The following is a 16,747-nucleotide window of genomic DNA, read 5'->3' as shown; positions in this document are numbered from 1 at the left end:
CTGGTTTGACGTTTACCCAGGCCTTCGGCCTGGGCTGACAGAACGTGCCTTTCAGGCCCGAAAACCGAAGAGCCTCACCCGTACCCCAACTTCGCGATCAAGTCGCCCCAGCGGGCGTTGACCTTCGCTCGCACGTCCGGCGTCATCGGATACTTGTTCGTCTCGTAGTTCTTGTTACGGGCCGCGTAGCCCTGAATCCGCGGCAGCACACTCTCGTAGCCGCCGAGGCTGAGGCCGTCGTAGACGGCCTTCATTCCGCCGGGCAGGTCCTGCACCAACTCTTCGTACCGCACTTCCACGAGGTTGCCGGCCGGGATCAGGTGTTTCGTCGCGTGGTAGCGTTCGTGAATCACGCGGAACTCGCGGAACACCTTCTCTTCGATCAACGCGCTATTGCTCGGCGTTTGCAGGCCGTGCGTCTTGCCGAGCGACTTCCAGAGGTTCACGGTGCTGGGGAATAGCACGTAGGGGTCGCGCTGGATGTACACGAACTTCGCGTCCGGGAACAGGTCCAGCAGCATCGGGATGCGGGCGGTGTGCGGCGGCGACTTCAGCACCAGCCGGCGGCGGTCGCGGTAGGTCAGCGTTTGGATCAGCCGGAGGAACGTCCGCTTCCAGTCCTGCAACTGCCGCGGCGTGAGGCCGGACAGGTCGAGCGAGTTCGGGAACAGGCTCTCGCGGTTCGGGAAGGCGATGTCCGCGTATGTACTCGGCTGGCCCATCAGACAAAGAGCGAACTCGTCTTCCTGGGGCCGTTCCCACCCGGCGGCCATGTTGTCCATCGGCCGCTTCTGCGGCATCAGGAAGCCGAGGTGGTCCTTGAAGAACCGCTCGCTCAGCAGGATGTGGTTCGGCATGAAGCAGGCGAACGTGTCCGGGAAGGCGTGCCGGTCGTCGAGGATCAGCAGTTCGTGCAGAAGCGTGGTGCCGGTCCGCCAGTGGCCGATGACGAACAGCGGCGGGTGTTCGACTTGGGTGTTCGCGATGCGGCGGCCGTAGAGGCCGTGTTGCAGCCACCGCAGCCAGGTGTGGGTAAAACTCATCCCGCCGACGATGCCGGCGATGTACCAGTACGGCAGTTGCACGGCCGCCCGATTCCCGAGCAGAATCTTCAGCCAGGCGAACAGGTCGGCCCCTTCCCACAATCGCGGGGACCACTCACGGGGCTTCGGCATCACGTCAGCTGCACGCGGGGGTAGGGGGGTCATGCAACGACATCCGTTTCGGGAAGGGGTGCCATCCGGGCGGAAACAGCGCGTCCCCTCGCAAGATCAGTCAATCGAAACTCCGAGCGCGCGGCAACCCTCTTCGAAGATGAAGGGGTGAACGGGTGACGTGGTGAACGGGTGAAAAACCAAATCGAGGGCAACGGCCGGTCTTCGTCACCTCTTCACCAAATCACCCGTTCACCCCTTCACCGCTAGCGGGCCTTCGCCGGAATCGTCATCACCACCTTGCCGCCCACGCTGAGGGTGCAGATTTGATCGAAGCCGAAGGCGAGCATCACCTTCTTCAGTGCCTCCGCCTCTTGCTGCGACCCGGCCGGCAGGAGTGGGTGGCTGTTCGCGTCCGCCACCCACCACCCGCCGCGGGCTTCGAGGAGGCGCATCCCGGCCGGGTCGAACCGCTGGCCGAGCGTGTGCAACGGCATGTTCCGCGGGGCTTGGCCGTTCGACAGGAAGAACGTCACGCCGGCCGTGCCGAACTTGCAGTAATCGGTGAACCGGGCGTCGCGCACCATCCGCAGGGCGTCGCGGGCGGTGAACTCGTCGTTGCCGAACTTGCCGAGAATTTCCGTCCCGCTCGCCAGGACGACCTCACCGCCCTTGGCGCGGAGCTCGACCTTCCGCGAGTCGAGCTTCACCATCTCGCCGACGTACTCGACCTCGTTCGGGCTGACGGGCTTTCGCGTGCCCATGAGGCTGTACTGTGGCAGGGGAATCCCGACGCGGGTCATCGAATCGACCTGTGCGCGGTACAGCACGGCCGGCGGCACCTTCGCCTGCGGTGCAATCCCGTCCGGGCCGCTGGTGAAGAAGGTCATCACCGCTTCCTTGCGGCCGACGGTGCCGATGCGGTTGAAGCCGTACTTCTGTGCCACGGCGAGCGCCTGTTCCGCGTCGAGTTGGAACTGACCGAAGTTGAGGAACAGGTTCCCGTCGTCGCGGAGGCACCACATGCCACGAACGCGCTCGACGCGGAGCGTCTTGCGGTCCATCGCGGTCATCGTGCGGGCGAACCCGGCCACCTGCGGGGCGGTCAGCTTCTGATCGTTGTCGAGCGTCAGGCCGTACTCGACGACTGCACGGCCGGTGCCGATGCTGGCCCACTGCTGCGGGTACAGTTCACGAAGCGTGCGGGCGATATCGTTCGCATCGTCGGCATTGTCGCCGAGGCTGCGGAACGGCTGGTCGTTGATCCACACCTGCCACGCGCCGGCGAGCCGCTTCACGGCGATGGTCTTCGGATCGAGCGTCGCCAAGTTCTCCGCCTGCGGCAGTTTCACCGCCGGCTTCGCGGTCAGCGACTCTGGCAACTCGCGCGGCGTGGCCGGGTCTGCGGGGATGATCCGTGCCCGCGGTTCCACCGGCGGCGGAATCTGCGGCGACTGGGCGATCGCGGACGGCAAGGTGGCGAAGGCCGCGAAAGTAGCGAAGCGTCGGCCGATCATGCAGAACCTCCGAGAGTGCCGGTCATCGGCAATCATCGGCAGACGGCCGGGCGGAATCGACTACATTTATCGCAGCCGCCACGCCCGCACCCTCTCTCCCGCCGGGGTCCACTTCATGCGATTCTTGCCGCTCTTGCTCCTGCCGTTGCTCCTCGCGGCCGAGCCGCCGTCGACGCAGTTCCTCGACTTCGTGAAGCAACAGGCGAAGACCCTCCGCGAGAAGGACACGCCGCCCGCCACGCTCGCCGACTGGCAGAAGCAGCGAACCGAACTTCGCGCGAAGTTGTTGGCCGCGTGGGGCGGCTTCCCGGAGAAGCCGTGCCCGCTCGACGTGCAGAAGCACGGCGAACTGAAACGCGACGGATACACCGTGGAGAAGATCACCATCCAGACACGGCCCGGCGTCCGCATGACGGCCAACGCCTACGTGCCGGACAAGAAGGGGAAGTTGCCGGCGATCCTGATGGTTCACGGCCACTGGAAGGGGGCGAAGCAAGACCCGGTCGTGCAATCGCGGTGCATCGGGGCGGCAAAACTCGGCTTCTTCGTGCTGTGCGTGGACGCCTTCGGGGCCGGCGAACGCGGCGTCGGCAAAGCCCTCGGCGAGTACCACGGCGAGATGACCGCGGCCACGCTGCTACCCGTCGGCCTGCCGTTGTCCGGCTTGCAAGTCTACGAGAACATGCGGGCCGTCGATTACCTGCTGACGCGGCCGGAGGTGGACGGCGACCGCATCGGCATCACCGGGGCCAGCGGCGGCGGCAACCAGACGATGTACGCGGCCGCGATGGACGAACGGCTGAAGGCGGCCGTGCCGGTCTGCTCCGTCGGCAACTACCAAGCGTACCTCGGGGCCGCGTGCTGCCTGTGCGAAGTCGTGCCGGGGGCGTTGCAGTTCACGGAAGAGTCGGGGTTGCTGTCGATGGTCGCGCCGCGGGCATTGATGATCGTGAGCGCCACGCGGGACGCGCCGCAATTCTCGGTGGACGCCGCGAAGGTGTCGATCGGCGGAGCGAAGCCGGTGTTCAAGTTGTTCGACAAGGAGAAGCACCTTCAGCACACGATCTTCGAGAGCGGCCACGACTACAGCAAACCGATGCGCGAGGCGATGTACGGATGGATGACGCTGCACCTCAAGGGCGAAGGCGACGGCGGCCCAATCAAGGAGCCGGCGTTCACGACGGAAGACCCGGAGGCGCTCCGCTGCTACCCCGGCACGACGCGGCCGGGCGACTTCGTGACGCTGCCGAAGTTCGCGGCGATGGAAGCGAAGAAGCTGCTGGCGAAGGCGGAAGCGAAGCCGGCGGAGGAGAAGCGAACGGCACTGGTGAAGGTACTGGGCGGGTTCGCGGCGGCGAAGGTGCAGAGCAAGAATGTTGAGGCGTTCGAGGGCGTCGGCATCTACGACGATGAGTACGAACCGGGGCTGAAGACGAAGCGGATGCTTCGGTTCGAGGGCGACGTGCCGGTCGCAAAGCGGTCGATCGTCATTCTGCTAACGATGGAAAAGGCCACCGCTTCCATCTGGGAGTACGAGAAGGCGGCCCTCTTGGCGGGAGCGGCAACGATCACCTTCGACCTGCGGGCCACCCGCCAGTACAGTTACCCGCGTGACACCGTCGGCCGGGCCGCCGATCACAACACGGCCGAATGGAGCCTTTGGCTTGGCCGCCCGCTGCTCGGCCAGTGGGTGTACGAGGTTCGGCAACTGCTGAACGACATCGCCCCGGAGAAGGACGCGAACGGCAATCCCCCCTCGCAGAAGGTCATCGTCATCGGCGAAGGCCCCGCCGGGCTGATCGCACTCGCTGCCGCCGCGACGGACGCACGGATCACGAAGGCCGTCGCCATCAACACGCTCGCCAGCTTCGTGAGCGACGAGCCCTACGTCAATCAACGGCTCGGCACGATGGCCCCCGGCATCCTGCGCGAAGTCGGCGACGTGGCCCACCTCGCGGCGCTCGCGGCCCCGAAACGGGTCGTCATCGCCGGCGGCGTAAACAGCGGCGGCAAAGCGATGACGGCCGAACAACTGCGGACGGCGTACCGCCCGACGACGGCCACCTGGGAGTCGCTGAAAGCGAAAGAGCAGTTGCGGATCGAGGAGAAGCTGACGCCCGCGGAACTCCTCAAGGCGCTGGAGTAGTCCCCGAAAGCCCCGGCACGGCCGTGCCGGGGCTTTCGGGCTTGAGCACCTTCGAATACGCCAGCCGCGAACAGCCGTCCTTGAAGTATTCGCACACCTCGCCCGACGCGAGATAGCCGCAGAGCGACAAGAACTGCCGGAAGTCCCCCACCTCCGGGCCGGACGACACGCCCACCGTTAGCAACCGACCGCCGGCCGCGAGGGTCGAGGCTTCCAGGTACTTCAACAACGCCCGGCCGGCCCCCTTCCTGCGGTGGGCCGGCTCGACGAAGATCGCGTCCAGTGTGTGGACGTTCTGCTCGGCGTCACTCAGGCGGGCAGTGGCCCGGCCGATCGCCTTCGATTCGTGGAACAGTTCGACGGCTAGTGCCCCCGCCGGCCGCACGTCCCAGGGTCGCACGACAACGGGGGCCGATGCCGGTCCGTCCGGCGAGCCGACGGCGTTGGCCAGTTCCGGGTGCGGGCCGCGCTTCAGGGCCGACCGCACCAGCGTCAGGATGAAGTCGGCGTACTCGACCTTCGCCGTCGTCAGTGCCGCCGCCACACCGGCCAGCGGGTTGATGCACGGGTTCGGGTTCACCTCCAAGATGTACGCTTGATCGTTCGCGTCCAGCCGCACGTCCACGCGCGAGTAGTCGCGGTAGCCGACCAGTTCCGACGCGCGAACGCAGATGTCCGACAGCATCCGCTCGACGGCCGGCGGGATCGGGTCGGGCGGGTTCTTCACCGGCGTCGCCTTGTAGTCCCGCGAGTCCGGCTTCCACTTCGCGTCGAAACTCACGATCGGCCAGAGCGGGTCGTCACCCTCTTGCTCGAGGAAGACGATCTCCGTGAACGGCAGCGTGAACGGGCCGTCGCCGCGGTCCCAGACAGCGATGTGGAATTCGCGGCCGCGGACAAACTGCTCGATCAGCACCGGCGGGCCGTAAGTCTTCAGCACGTACTCGACGCGGGCTTCGAGTTCCTGTTGGTTCTTCACCACGCTCTTCTGGTCGATGCCGATGCTCGCGTCTTCCAGCCCCGGCTTCACGATCACCGGCCACGGTAGCGGGTCGACCGGCACCGGCAGCGATTCGAGCATCAGGAACTTCGCCGTCGGTAGGCCGGCCGATTGCAGCAGGTGCTTGGTCAGCGTCTTCGACTTCGCCAACGTCACCGGCTGCACCGACGACCCGGTGAACGGCACGCGCAGCAGTTCGAGCACCCCGGCGACGTACGCCTCGGTGTTGCCCCACTTGGCGGTGCCCTCGAACAGGTTGAAGACCGCGTCCGGGGATTGTGCCTTCAGCCCGGCGATGAGCGCCTCCACGTTGTCGGTGATGCCCAACCGCGAGACGGGCAGCCCGGCCGTCTGCAACACCTTCGCGATGATGTCGGTCGTGTCGAGGACGTCGTGTTCCGAGGCCGCGTCCGGGTGGTCGGGCGGCAGTGTGGGCTCGTTGTACAGGACCGTGATTCGCGGCAGTCGCATGGGCCATCGTCCTCAAGGGGCGGCGTCGCACCGCCGAAACTGTCCACGGGCGGGGTTTACTCGAACGGCGTAACCCGTGTCCGGTCAACCGCTCTCGCCCGCCCGGCAGCAAGAGAATCGGCAAACGGGCCGAGAAGGGTTGCATTTTCCCCTCGCGCGAGGGTATCTTATCCCTTCGGCTGAACCTACTCGTCCGCTCTCCCGTCTTATCCGGGTTGAATCGGTTCTCGCCCGCGACGTAGAATGCAGTGTCCTACCAACTGCATGAGCCAGGATTGGCGCTTCCACCAATCCACCCCTTCGGCCGAATCTTCCGGAACCTGAGCCGGGCCGACGGGTGACGACTTTCGATTCTGAAACAAACCCTCCGCCCGGGCCTCCCGCGCGGCTTGACATTGAGGAATCCCACATGGCCACGGCTACGGCAATCCTGGACTCCGTCCGCACAGAGATCGACACGGGCGACTTCCAGAAGCTCCACTGGGAAGGGTCGTTCGCGGACTACCTCGACATCGTCATGAAGACCCCCGGCGTCACCCGGTCGGCGTTCCAGCGGCTGTACGACATGATCCTCAGCCACGGCACCGAGGACGTGTACGAGAACAAGGAGAAGCAGACCCGCTTCAAGTTCTTCACCGAGTTCGCCTCGAACCACGGCGACGGCATCTACGGCCTCGACCGGCGGCTCAACCAACTCGTCAACACGTTCAAGAGTGCCGCCCTCGGTTACGGCACCGAACGCCGGGTGATCCTCCTGCACGGGCCGGTCGGGTCGGCGAAGTCGACCATCGCCCGCCTGCTGAAGCGCGGCCTCGAAGAGTACAGCCGGAGCGACGCCGGGCAGCTTTACAGCTTCTCGTGGATGAACCCGGACCGCACGACCTGGGCGAAGGACCCGATGCACGGCGACCCGCTGCAACTCATCCCGGAGGAACACCGGCCGAAGGTCATCGCCATGCTGAACGAGACCCGGCCGAAGGGCTACCAGTACGACGTGACGATCAAGGGCGACCTGTCGCCGTACAGCCGGTACGAGTTCAAGGCCCGCCTGCCGAAGTACAACGGCGACTGGACGAAGATGCTGGCCGAGGAAGTGAAGGTCTACCGGTTGACGCTCTCCGAGAAAGACCGCATCGGCATCGGCACCTTCCAGCCGAAGGACGAGAAGAACCAGGACAGCACCGAACTGACCGGCGACATCAACTACCGCAAGATCGCCGAGTACGGCAGCGACAGCGACCCGCGGGCGTTCAACTTCGACGGCGAATTGAACATCGCCAACCGCGGCATCGTCGAGTTTATCGAAGTGCTGAAGCTCGACGTGGCGTTCTTGTACGACCTGCTCGGGGCGAGCCAGGAGCACAAGATCAAGCCGAAGAAGTTCGCCCAGACGGACATCGACGAGGTCATCCTCGGGCACACGAACGAGCCGGAGTACAAGCGGCTCCAGAACAATGAGTTCATGGAAGCCCTCCGCGACCGCACGGTGAAGATCGACGTGCCCTACGTCACGCGGCTGAAGGACGAGGTGCGGATTTACGAGAAGGACTTCAACGCCGATAAGGTGCGGGGAAAGCACATCGCCCCGCACACGATCGAGGTGGCCGCCATGTGGGCCATCCTCACCCGGCTGAACCCGCCGAAGCACGCCGGCCTGAGCCTGATGCAGAAGATGAAGCTGTACAACGGCAAGACGCTCCCCGGCTTCACCGAGGACAACGTCATCGAACTGAAGCGGGACGCCCTCAACGAGGGCATGACCGGCATCAGCCCGCGGTACATCCAGGACAAGATTTCCAACGCCCTCGTCGCCCACCCGGACGAGGACAACATCAACCCGTTCATGGTGATGAAGGAACTCGAAGAGGGCCTGCGTCACCATTCGCTCATCAAAGACGAGGACCAGTACCGCTACTACAAGGAACTGCTCGCCGTCGTTCGCGAGGAATACGAGGACGTGGTGAAGAACGAAGTCCAGCGGGCCATCGCCGCCGACGACGAAGCCCTGGCGAAGCTGTGCGGCAACTACATCGACAACGTGAAGGCGTACACGCAGCGGGAGAAGGTCCGCGACCGCTACACCGGCAACTACGTCGAGCCGGACGAGCGACTGATGCGGTCGGTCGAGGAGAAGATCGACATTCCCGACGGCCGCAAGGACGACTTCCGCCGCGAGATCATGAACTACATCGGTGCCCTGGCCATCGACGGCAAGAAGTTCGACTACCGCACCAACGAGCGGCTGCAAAAGGCTCTGGAACTGAAGCTGTTCGAGGACCAGAAGGACTCGATTAAGTTGAGCACGATCGTGTCGAACGTGGTGGACAAGGCGACGCAGGAGAAAATCGACGTGGTGAAGTCTCGCCTGATTCGCAACTACGGCTATAACGAATCGAGTGCGACGGACGTGCTGAACTTCGTGGCGAGCATCTTCGCCCGCGGTCAGACGAAGAAGTAACTCGAAACAACCCGTGCGGAGTCCGATAGGGTGGGGGCCTGACCGACTTGAAGGCGTGAACCTGGTCAGGTCGGAAGAAGCAGCCATAAGCGCCAGAGGGTGCGGCTCAGGGCACCCCCACTCTACCGGCCTCCGCACGAAGAACACCCCGAAAGCCCACCCGTCGCGACGGGTGGGCTTTTCTCTTACCCCTCCCACCATGCGCGCAACCCTCCTCCTGCTCTTTTTCTCCTGTACAAGCGTTGCGGCCGAACCGTGCCGCGTGAAGGTCATCGACAAGGACAACAAGTGGCCCGTGCCGCTCGTCGAACTCCGCACCACCGGGGAGCAGCGGTTCGTCTCCGATAACGCTGGCGTCATCGCCCTCGACGCGCCGGACCTGATGGGCCGCGAGTCGTGGTTCACCGTCGTCGGCCACGGGTACGAAGTCCCGAAGGACGGCTTCGGCTACCGCGGCGTCAAGCTCACGCCGGTGGCGGGCAAGACGCTGACGGTCGAAGTCACCCGCGTGAACGTCGCCAAGCGAATCGGCCGGTTGACCGGCGGCGGCCTGTTCGCGGAATCGCAGAAGTGCGGTGACGAGGCGGGCTGGAAAGACTCGCCGATCATCGGCTGCGACTCGGTGCAGACGGCCGTCCTCGGCGGCAAGCGGTTCTGGTTCTGGGGCGACACCACCCTGCCCGGCTACCCGCTCGGCATCTTCGACATGCTCGGGGCCACAACACCGCCTTTGCCGTTCACGACCTTCGAGCCACCTCTGCGGCCGAAGTTCGACTACCTTCCGGCCGCCGACAAACCGCGAGCCGTCGCCAAGATGCCGGGGTCGGGTCCGACGTGGGTGTTCGGCGTTACGACCGTGCCGAACGCGCTGGGGGCGACGACGCTCGTCGGGTCGTACACGAAGATAGAGAACCACCTGACGGTTCGTCGGGCCGGCCTGTGTTGGTGGAATAGCCAGACCGGCCGCTTCGAGGAGTGGAAGGAAATCTGGACGAAAGGCGACAGCAGCAAGCCGCCGCCGATGCCCGACGGGAACGCGGTGGCGTGGACCGATCCTGGCGGCAAGGCGTGGCGGTTGTTCGGCAACCCGCTGCCGCACCTGAAATGCGCGGCCACGTTCGAGGCGTGGCAAGACCCGAAGCAGTGGGAGAGGCTGACGCCGGAGAAGTTGAAGGACGCCGACGGCAAGGCGGTCGTGCCGCACACCGGCGGCATCGCGTTCCACCCGTGGCGGGGGCGGTGGGTGGCAGTCTTCTCGCAAAAGTTCGGCACGTCGGCGTTCGGCGAAATCTGGTACGCGGAAGCCGACTCGCCGCTCGGTCCGTGGGGCACGGCCGTGAAGGTGCTGACGCACGACAACTACACCTTCTACAACACGCGGCTGCACGCCGACCTGACGCCGAAGGGGTCGCCGGTGCTTTTGTTCGAGGGAACCTACACCGCCGAGTTCGCGAAGAGTCCGCCGATCACGCCTCGGTACAACTACAATCAGATTCTCTACCGCCTCGACCTCGACGACCCGCGATTGGAGAAGGCGAAGCGATAACTTGGCTTGCACGACGCAACTTCCGACCCGACCCGGGGACTCGCGTTTCATACGATGAGTTCCATGAACCCCACCCTCATTTTCGCCCTCCTCGCCGCCGGGGCGGGTTGCTGCATTGCCCTGCAAGCCACCGCCAACGCCCGCTTCCGCCAAAACATCGACAGCCAGTGGTTCGCGGCTTTTTTCTCGATCTGCGGCACGATCCTCACGGCGGCGATCTTCGTCCTCGTCACGCGACCGCCGGCCCCGAGTTGGGAGAAGGTTCGGGAGACCGAGTGGTGGAACTGGATCGGCGGCCCTCTCGGGGCGCTGATCGTGCTGGCCGGGGCAACACTGACGAAGGAACTCGGGGCGGCCGTGTTCATCGCCTTGGTCGTCGGCGGGCAGTTGACCTGCTCACTCCTCCTCGACCACTTCGCGCTGTTGGGCCTGAAAGAACAACCGATCACGCCGGGCCGGGTGATCGGCGGGCTGTTGGTGGTGGCCGGTGTGGTCTGCATCAAGTATTTGTGAACGCATGAATCCCATCGACGCACTCTTCCGCGATCTGCGGGCCGCCGGCCGGAAGGCCTTCATGCCGTTCCTGACCGGCGGCGACCCGGACCTGGCGTTCACAAAGGACGCGCTCACCGCCGTCGCCGCGGCGGGGGCGCACCTCGTCGAAGTCGGCCTGCCGTTCTCCGACCCGATCGCCGACGGCCCGGTGATTCAGGCGTCGTACACGCGGGCACTGAACGCAAAGTTGAAACTCGGCGACCTCTTCGCCACGCTGAAACAGACGGCGGCCCAGCCCGGCTGGAAGACGCCGATGGTGGCGATGGGGTCGTACACGCTCATCTACAAGCGTGGGGCGGCGGCGTTCATTCAGCAGGCGAAGGCGGCCGGCCTCAGCGGGGCGGTGCTGCCCGACCTGCCGGTAGAGGAAGCCGAAGAGTTCGCGAAAGTCGCCGCCGACCACGATTTCAAGCCGATCCTGCTCGTCACGCCGACGACGTCGCCGGCGCGGGCCGAGAAGATCGTGAAGGCGTGCGGCGGGTTCGTGTACGTCGTGAGCATCGTCGGCATCACCGGCGAGCGCGACCGCATGCCCGTGGCGATCACGGACATGATCGCGCGATTGCGGAACCTCACCGACCTGCCACTGTGCGTCGGCTTCGGCGTGAGCAAGCCCGAACACGTCACGGAACTACGGACCCTCGTGGACGGCGTGATCGTCGGCACGGCGATGGTGCGCAAACTCGAACAAGCCGGCCAACCGGGGCAACGTGAGAAGGCACTGACGGAACTGAAGGCGAGCGTGCAAGCGCTGGTGGTGGCGCTGAATCCGACCCCATAATACGGCCCGCTGATGACGCGGATTTCCACGCGGATGAAGATGATGAAGGCGGAGAATTGATTTCTGGTTTTATCAGGTTTTCATCTGCGCCCGAAGGTCTGCGTTATCAGCGGGCCATTCCGTGTTCTCTCTCGCAGTCGCTTCCCGCCGCGGATACAATTCGCCCGTCCCCACCCGGTTCGCACAGGACGTGTGACGATGGCGAAAGCGAAACCCAAGCTCCTCGAAACGGACCCGCCGCCGGCCGAGTACACCGTCGTCGCCCGCCGGTATCGGCCGCAACAGTTCGCCGACCTCATCGGCCAAGAACACGTCGCGAACGCCCTCACCAATGCGCTCAACTCCGGCCGCGTGGCTCATGCGTACCTCTTCACCGGCGCTCGCGGAGTCGGCAAGACCTCGTCGGCCCGCATTTTGGCGAAGGCGCTCAACTGCGTGAAGGGGCCGACCCCGACGCCGTGCGACGAGTGCGACATCTGCAAGAGCGTGGCCGTCGGCGAAGACGTGGACGTGCTGGAGATCGACGGCGCGAGCAACAACAAGGTCGAGGAAATCCGCGACCTCCGCAGCAACGTCGGCTTCCGGCCCACGCGGGCGCGGTACAAGATTTACATCATCGACGAAGTCCACATGCTCTCCACGTCGGCGTTCAACGCGCTGCTCAAGACGCTGGAAGAGCCGCCGCCGCACGTGAAGTTCATCTTCGCCACCACCGAAGTGCAGAAGATCCCGATCACGATCCTGTCGCGCTGCCAGCGGTTCGACTTCGCCCACGTCAGCACGGCGAAGATCTTCGCGGCCCTGCAACACGTCGTCGCGAAGGAAGGGCTGAAGGCCGACGACGAGGCGCTGCACATCATCGCCAAGCGGGCGGCCGGGTCGATGCGCGATTCGCAATCGCTGCTCGACCAGATGATGGCGTTCAGCGACGGCCACCTGACGGCTGAGAAGGTGCATTCACTGTTCGGCACCGCGAGCGACGATCGCATCTCGCAGTTGGCCGACGCGATCCTCAAGGGGGACGTGAAGACTGGGCTGGAAGAGATTCACACGGCCGCGTCGCGGGGGATGCAACTCGGCGAACTGATCGACCAACTCGTCGACTACTGGCGTGGCATGATGCTCCTCCTCACGGCCGGGCCGAAGTTCGGCGAGATCAGTGCCACGCCGGCCCTGCTGGAGAAGATGAAGGCCCACGCCGCAACGAGGAACCTTGACACAATTCTGGCCGGCATCGACATCCTCGCGGCCACGAAGCAGAAGATTCGCGGCAGCACCCACGTTCAGGTACTGCTGGAACTGGCCGTCGTCCGATTGTCCCGGCTCGACGAGTTGCTCTCGGTTGGGCAACTGGCTGCCGCTGTGCTCAACAACGGTCCAGCACCGGCGGTGAAGGCCGGCCCCGTCACCGTTTCGCCGCAAGTGGTTGACCCGTCAAAAAAAAAATCAATAGCCGCCCTTGAAGTGCCCCTCAATTCGGCTCCAACGGTCAGTTCGAACGGGTCTGTGAATCTGGCAGACTTGTGGGCGAGAGTGATGGAAATGATGGGGCCGATCCGCGGAAATCACCTTCGCCAAGCCGCGTTACCTGCAATTTTTGGGCCAAATAGCTTGGCAATCCAGGTCGCACCGGGGTATACTGCTGCGTATGATTCGATCTCGAACGACTCGACGACCGAAGCGATTCGCCTGGCACTCAAGAAACTGACGGGCGAAGAGTGGGTGATCCGGGTCGAACGGGGCCGGGAAGCACCCACGCGGGCCGAGACGCCGGCCCGAAACGAAGCGGGCCACCTGCGGCCAAAAGACGTGATGGAATTGCCGTTGTTCAAGGCTGCCGCCGAAACGCTCGGGGCACAGATGGTGAAGATGGACCCCGGGTTCAATCCGCAAGCGACCGTGGCGGCCGTCACCGAAGCGGCCCCCGTTGTTGAGACACCACCGGACGACGAGGAGTAAGCGATGTTTCAGGGACTCGGCTCGATCATGAGCTTGCTCGGCAACAAGGGCAAACTGCAAGAAGAGATGCAGAAGTTCCAGGAGAGCGTCGGCAAGATCACGGCCGAGGCGACCGCCGGCGGCGGGTACGTGACCGCGAAGGTCAATGGCCGCATGGAACTGCTCGGCATCCGCATCTCGGAGGAGGCCCAAAAGCTGGGCGACCGCGAGATGCTCGAAGACCTGATCGTGGCGGCCGTAAACGCGGCGATGGGGAAAGCCCGCGAGCAGGTCGCCGCCGAGACGAACAAGGTCGCCGCCGCGATGGGCCTCCCGCCCGGAATGCTCGGCAACCTCGGCGGGTTAGGGTGAAAAGAAGTTAGCCACAGATGAACGCGGATAAACACAGATAAGACCAGAACCATTCTTCAGAATCGCCCGGTTCGGGTCTTTGAAAGGAATTTCGGTCTTCGTTTTATCTGTGTTTATCCGCGTTCATCTGTGGCCAATCTTGGTGGCTGATATGACGGAAGCCGTCCCCGCGATTCAGACGCTGCTGGAAGAGTTGACGAAGCTCCCCGGCATCGGGCCGAAGAGTGCCGAGCGGATCGCCCACTTCCTGCTCGCCGGGGATCGCAAAGTCGCGGTGACCCTGTCGGAGGCACTGCGGGCCGTCGTGGAGCGGATTCGGCCGTGCCGCGAGTGCTTTAACTTGACGGAAGGCGATCTCTGCCCGATCTGTTCCGACCGCCGGCGGGATGGGGGGATCGTGTGCGTGGTGGAGACGCCGCGGGACGTGGGCTTGTTCGAGCGTGCGGGGACGTTCAAGGGCGTCTACCATGTTCTCGGCGGCCGACTCGCCCCGCTGGAGAACGTCGGCCCGGACAAGCTGACGCTCACGCAGTTGGTGCAGCGGGTCCGCCGCGGGGGCGTGCGGGAAGTGATTTTGGCGACGAGCCCGACCCTGGAAGGCGACGGCACGGCGCTGTTGACATCGAACCTGTTAGCGGGCACAAACGTGTCGATCACGCGGTTGGCCCGCGGCGTCCCCTCGGGGGCGTCCTTGGAGTTGGTGAACTCGCAGATATTGGCTGATGCGTTGGACGGGCGAAAAGCCTTTTGAAGAAGTGCGGAATGCGGAGGGCGGAGCGCGGAGGGGAAACCGGGTCAGTCATCTGGTTTTCACCCCCCACTCCGGAGTCTCCGCTCCGAACTGGAGGAGTTGAATGAGCGGCATGAACATGGGCATGGGGATGCGGCAGGATATGCGGCAAGGGCTGCACCTAGCCCCGCGCATGATCCAGTCGATGGAAGTCCTGCAACTGTCGGTCATGCAGCTTCAGGAAAAGCTCACCAACGAGTTGCAGGAGAACCCCTTCCTCGAAGTGAAGGAAAAGCACACCACGACGGAGGCCGCACCGGCCGAGGGGGACTTCAACGCCGACGCCCCGCTGAAGCACGACGAGACCGGCGACATCGAGTTCGCCCGCATGGACGAGATCAACCGCGACTGGGGCGACCACTTCAACGAAGACCACCGGCCGAGTCGGTCGTTGCGTGACGAACTCGGCGACAAGAAGCTGGAGGCGATGCAGAACGTCGCCGATACGCCGCAGTCGCTGCAAGAGCACCTGGCCGAGCAACTCGGCTACCTCGACCTGACGCACGACCAGACGGAACTGGCCGAGTTCCTCATCTCGCACCTCGACGAAAACGGTTACCTGCTGAACCACGACCCGGACCGCCGCACGCCGATCGCGATTTCGTTCGAAGAACTCGCCAGCACGTTCGAGGTCGTCTACCACCGGCCGGTCACGGTCGCCGACGTGGAAGAAGCCCTGGGCGTGATCCACAAGCTCGAACCGGCCGGCGTCGGTGCCCGCGACACGAAGGAGTGCCTACTCCTGCAAGTGGACGACGACATCGAACACTCCGACCTGGTCGCGGCGATCATCCAGCACCACCTCGAAGACGTGGCCCACAACCGGCTGCCCGCGATCCAACGGCGCACCGGCTCGGACCTGGACACGATCAAGGAAGCCATCGACGAACTCAAGCGGCTCGACCCGCGACCGGGGGCCCGGTTCCACTCCGAGGGGACGCAGTTCGTGGTGCCCGACGCCGTCGTGAGTTGGACCGACGAGGGCGAGTTCGACATCAAGTTGACGAAGGACTGGACGCCGAACGTGCGGGTCAGTTCGAAGTTCGCCGACCAGTTGAAGAACAAGGAGATCGACCCGAAGGTGCGGGAAGAACTCATCAAGAAGTACCGCATGGCCAACTGGCTGGTCGAGGCGATCGAGCAGCGGCGGAACACGCTGACGAAGGTGACGCGCGAGATCATGTCGTACCAGCGGGCGTTTCTGGAGAAGGGGCCGGACCACATTCAGCCGCTGAAGATGGAACAAATCGCCGAGAAAGTCGGCGTCCACGTGACGACGGTGAGCCGGGCGGTGGACGACAAGTGGGTGCAGACCCCGCGGGGCGTGTTCCCGCTCCGCCGGTTCTTCGGCGGCGGCACAAAGAACGCCCAGACCGGCGTCGACGTGGCCTGGGAGACAATCAAGCAGAAGTTGCAAGAGATCATCGCGGCCGAGGACAAGGCGAAGCCGCTGTCGGACGAGGAAATCGTCGAGAAGTTCAAGGCCTTCGGCCTGACCGTGGCCCGCCGGACGGTGACAAAGTACCGCGAGGCGATGAGCATTCCGTCCAGCCGTCAGCGGAAAGACTGGGCCGCGACGGCGGGGTGAGCAGCATCCCCAACGGTGTCGTGAATAGGTATCGTTCTCCCAGGGGCGGGGCATTCGTTCGAATGCCCCGCCCCTGTCACAAATCTCCCTCGGCGTGGTTGTCAAAGAATAGTTCTTTCATCTTAGCGTTACCAACATTCGCTTGTCAGTCACCTTCATATGTATTTTCGCAACGTCAGTAATTGCATCTACCCAGTACGAACTGGGGCTCGAAGCATTTGATCCCACACCACGAAATTGAATTCCTGCGCGATTCAGCTCGCCAGGATTTGCAAATCGACTTGATATAACATTCGAATTTTCATCGGTTTGCGAGCGGGCTATTGCTTCAATTTTAGGCTTTCCAGCTAACACCTTGCCAACTGACACACGTCACGTTGTTATACCGATTGTTTTCTTTTCGCTCCATTCCTCTCAAATTGCAGGCAAAA

The 16,747-nt window shown here is 64.1% G+C and carries 12 protein-coding genes and 1 other RNA gene; 10 read left to right on the top strand and 3 right to left on the bottom strand.

Translation table 11 applies throughout. From position 1 onward, the window contains the following. Window positions 1-74: 74 nt before the first annotated feature. Complete coding sequence (locus PX52LOC_RS10515) at window positions 75-1,208, bottom strand: sulfotransferase family protein (RefSeq protein ID WP_149110052.1); 1,134 nt, start codon at window positions 1,206-1,208, stop codon at window positions 75-77. 212 nt (window positions 1,209-1,420) lie between these two features. Next, the gene (locus PX52LOC_RS10510; RefSeq protein ID WP_149110051.1) at window positions 1,421-2,671 is read right to left on the bottom strand and encodes a hypothetical protein; all 1,251 of its coding nucleotides are present in this window, start codon (window positions 2,669-2,671) and stop codon (window positions 1,421-1,423) included. Window positions 2,672-2,786: 115 nt separating this feature from the next. Here PX52LOC_RS10510 and PX52LOC_RS10505 point away from each other — a divergent pair, with 115 nt between their 5' ends. After that, the gene (locus tag PX52LOC_RS10505; RefSeq protein ID WP_149110050.1) at window positions 2,787-4,817 is read left to right on the top strand and encodes an alpha/beta hydrolase family protein; all 2,031 of its coding nucleotides are present in this window, start codon (window positions 2,787-2,789) and stop codon (window positions 4,815-4,817) included. On the opposite strand, the gene PX52LOC_RS10500 is transcribed toward PX52LOC_RS10505, so the two are convergent. After that, window positions 4,801-6,288: a GNAT family N-acetyltransferase gene (locus tag PX52LOC_RS10500; protein WP_149110049.1), complete on the bottom strand. Its 1,488-nt coding sequence runs from the start codon at window positions 6,286-6,288 to the stop codon at window positions 4,801-4,803. The two genes, PX52LOC_RS10505 and PX52LOC_RS10500, sit on opposite strands and share 17 nt — an antisense overlap. Window positions 6,289-6,697: 409 nt before the next feature. Between PX52LOC_RS10500 and PX52LOC_RS10495 the strand changes: the two genes are divergently transcribed. The 9 genes from PX52LOC_RS10495 (at window position 6,698) to rpoN (ending at window position 16,316) form a co-directional block, all read left to right on the top strand. Further along, window positions 6,698-8,746, top strand: coding sequence for a PrkA family serine protein kinase (locus tag PX52LOC_RS10495; protein WP_149110048.1), 2,049 nt, complete (start codon window positions 6,698-6,700; stop codon window positions 8,744-8,746). Between the two features lie 29 nt (window positions 8,747-8,775). Next, window positions 8,776-8,871, top strand: an RNA gene (gene ffs, locus PX52LOC_RS10490) — signal recognition particle sRNA small type. Window positions 8,872-9,008: 137 nt separating this feature from the next. After that, window positions 9,009-10,292, top strand: a complete 1,284-nt coding sequence (locus PX52LOC_RS10485) for a hypothetical protein (RefSeq protein ID WP_218575326.1) — start codon at window positions 9,009-9,011, stop codon at window positions 10,290-10,292. Window positions 10,293-10,355: 63 nt separating this feature from the next. Next, window positions 10,356-10,805 (top strand): DMT family transporter, encoded by a 450-nt coding sequence (locus PX52LOC_RS10480; RefSeq protein ID WP_149110046.1) that lies wholly within the window; start codon window positions 10,356-10,358, stop codon window positions 10,803-10,805. A 4-nt stretch (window positions 10,806-10,809) separates the two neighbouring features. Continuing rightward, entirely contained in the window at window positions 10,810-11,628 is an 819-nt protein-coding gene (gene trpA, locus PX52LOC_RS10475; RefSeq protein ID WP_149110045.1) for a tryptophan synthase subunit alpha, read from the top strand. 198 nt (window positions 11,629-11,826) lie between these two features. Beyond that, window positions 11,827-13,587 (top strand): DNA polymerase III subunit gamma/tau, encoded by a 1,761-nt coding sequence (gene dnaX, locus PX52LOC_RS10470; RefSeq protein ID WP_149110044.1) that lies wholly within the window; start codon window positions 11,827-11,829, stop codon window positions 13,585-13,587. Between the two features lie 3 nt (window positions 13,588-13,590). Then, the gene (locus PX52LOC_RS10465) at window positions 13,591-13,938 is read left to right on the top strand and encodes a YbaB/EbfC family nucleoid-associated protein (protein ID WP_149110043.1); all 348 of its coding nucleotides are present in this window, start codon (window positions 13,591-13,593) and stop codon (window positions 13,936-13,938) included. Window positions 13,939-14,089: 151 nt separating this feature from the next. Further along, on the top strand, window positions 14,090-14,689 hold the full coding sequence (gene recR / locus PX52LOC_RS10460) for a recombination mediator RecR (protein WP_149110042.1): 600 nt from the start codon (window positions 14,090-14,092) through the stop codon (window positions 14,687-14,689). Between the two features lie 103 nt (window positions 14,690-14,792). Further along, entirely contained in the window at window positions 14,793-16,316 is a 1,524-nt protein-coding gene (rpoN, locus tag PX52LOC_RS10455) for an RNA polymerase factor sigma-54 (RefSeq protein WP_246173685.1), read from the top strand. Window positions 16,317-16,747: the final 431 nt, after the last annotated feature.

Source organism: Limnoglobus roseus (genome assembly GCF_008254045.1).
GTDB classification, from domain to species: Bacteria; Planctomycetota; Planctomycetia; order Gemmatales; family Gemmataceae; genus Limnoglobus; species Limnoglobus roseus.
This window is presented reverse-complemented; position numbering and strand designations above follow the sequence as displayed.

What these genes read in the sequence shown, in the direction of transcription:
- dnaX (WP_149110044.1), top strand. Translation starts at nt 11,827, where the DNA reads ATGGCGAAAGCGAAACCCAAGCTCCTCGAAACGGACCCGCCGCCGGCC.
- PX52LOC_RS10480 (WP_149110046.1), top strand. Translation starts at nt 10,356, where the DNA reads ATGAACCCCACCCTCATTTTCGCCCTCCTCGCCGCCGGGGCGGGTTGC.
- PX52LOC_RS10515 (WP_149110052.1), bottom strand. Translation starts at nt 1,208, where the DNA reads ATGACCCCCCTACCCCCGCGTGCAGCTGACGTGATGCCGAAGCCCCGT.
- PX52LOC_RS10465 (WP_149110043.1), top strand. Translation starts at nt 13,591, where the DNA reads ATGTTTCAGGGACTCGGCTCGATCATGAGCTTGCTCGGCAACAAGGGC.
- trpA (WP_149110045.1), top strand. Translation starts at nt 10,810, where the DNA reads ATGAATCCCATCGACGCACTCTTCCGCGATCTGCGGGCCGCCGGCCGG.
- PX52LOC_RS10510 (WP_149110051.1), bottom strand. Translation starts at nt 2,671, where the DNA reads ATGATCGGCCGACGCTTCGCTACTTTCGCGGCCTTCGCCACCTTGCCG.
- PX52LOC_RS10505 (WP_149110050.1), top strand. Translation starts at nt 2,787, where the DNA reads ATGCGATTCTTGCCGCTCTTGCTCCTGCCGTTGCTCCTCGCGGCCGAG.
- PX52LOC_RS10495 (WP_149110048.1), top strand. Translation starts at nt 6,698, where the DNA reads ATGGCCACGGCTACGGCAATCCTGGACTCCGTCCGCACAGAGATCGAC.
- rpoN (WP_246173685.1), top strand. Translation starts at nt 14,793, where the DNA reads ATGAGCGGCATGAACATGGGCATGGGGATGCGGCAGGATATGCGGCAA.
- recR (WP_149110042.1), top strand. Translation starts at nt 14,090, where the DNA reads ATGACGGAAGCCGTCCCCGCGATTCAGACGCTGCTGGAAGAGTTGACG.
- PX52LOC_RS10500 (WP_149110049.1), bottom strand. Translation starts at nt 6,288, where the DNA reads ATGCGACTGCCGCGAATCACGGTCCTGTACAACGAGCCCACACTGCCG.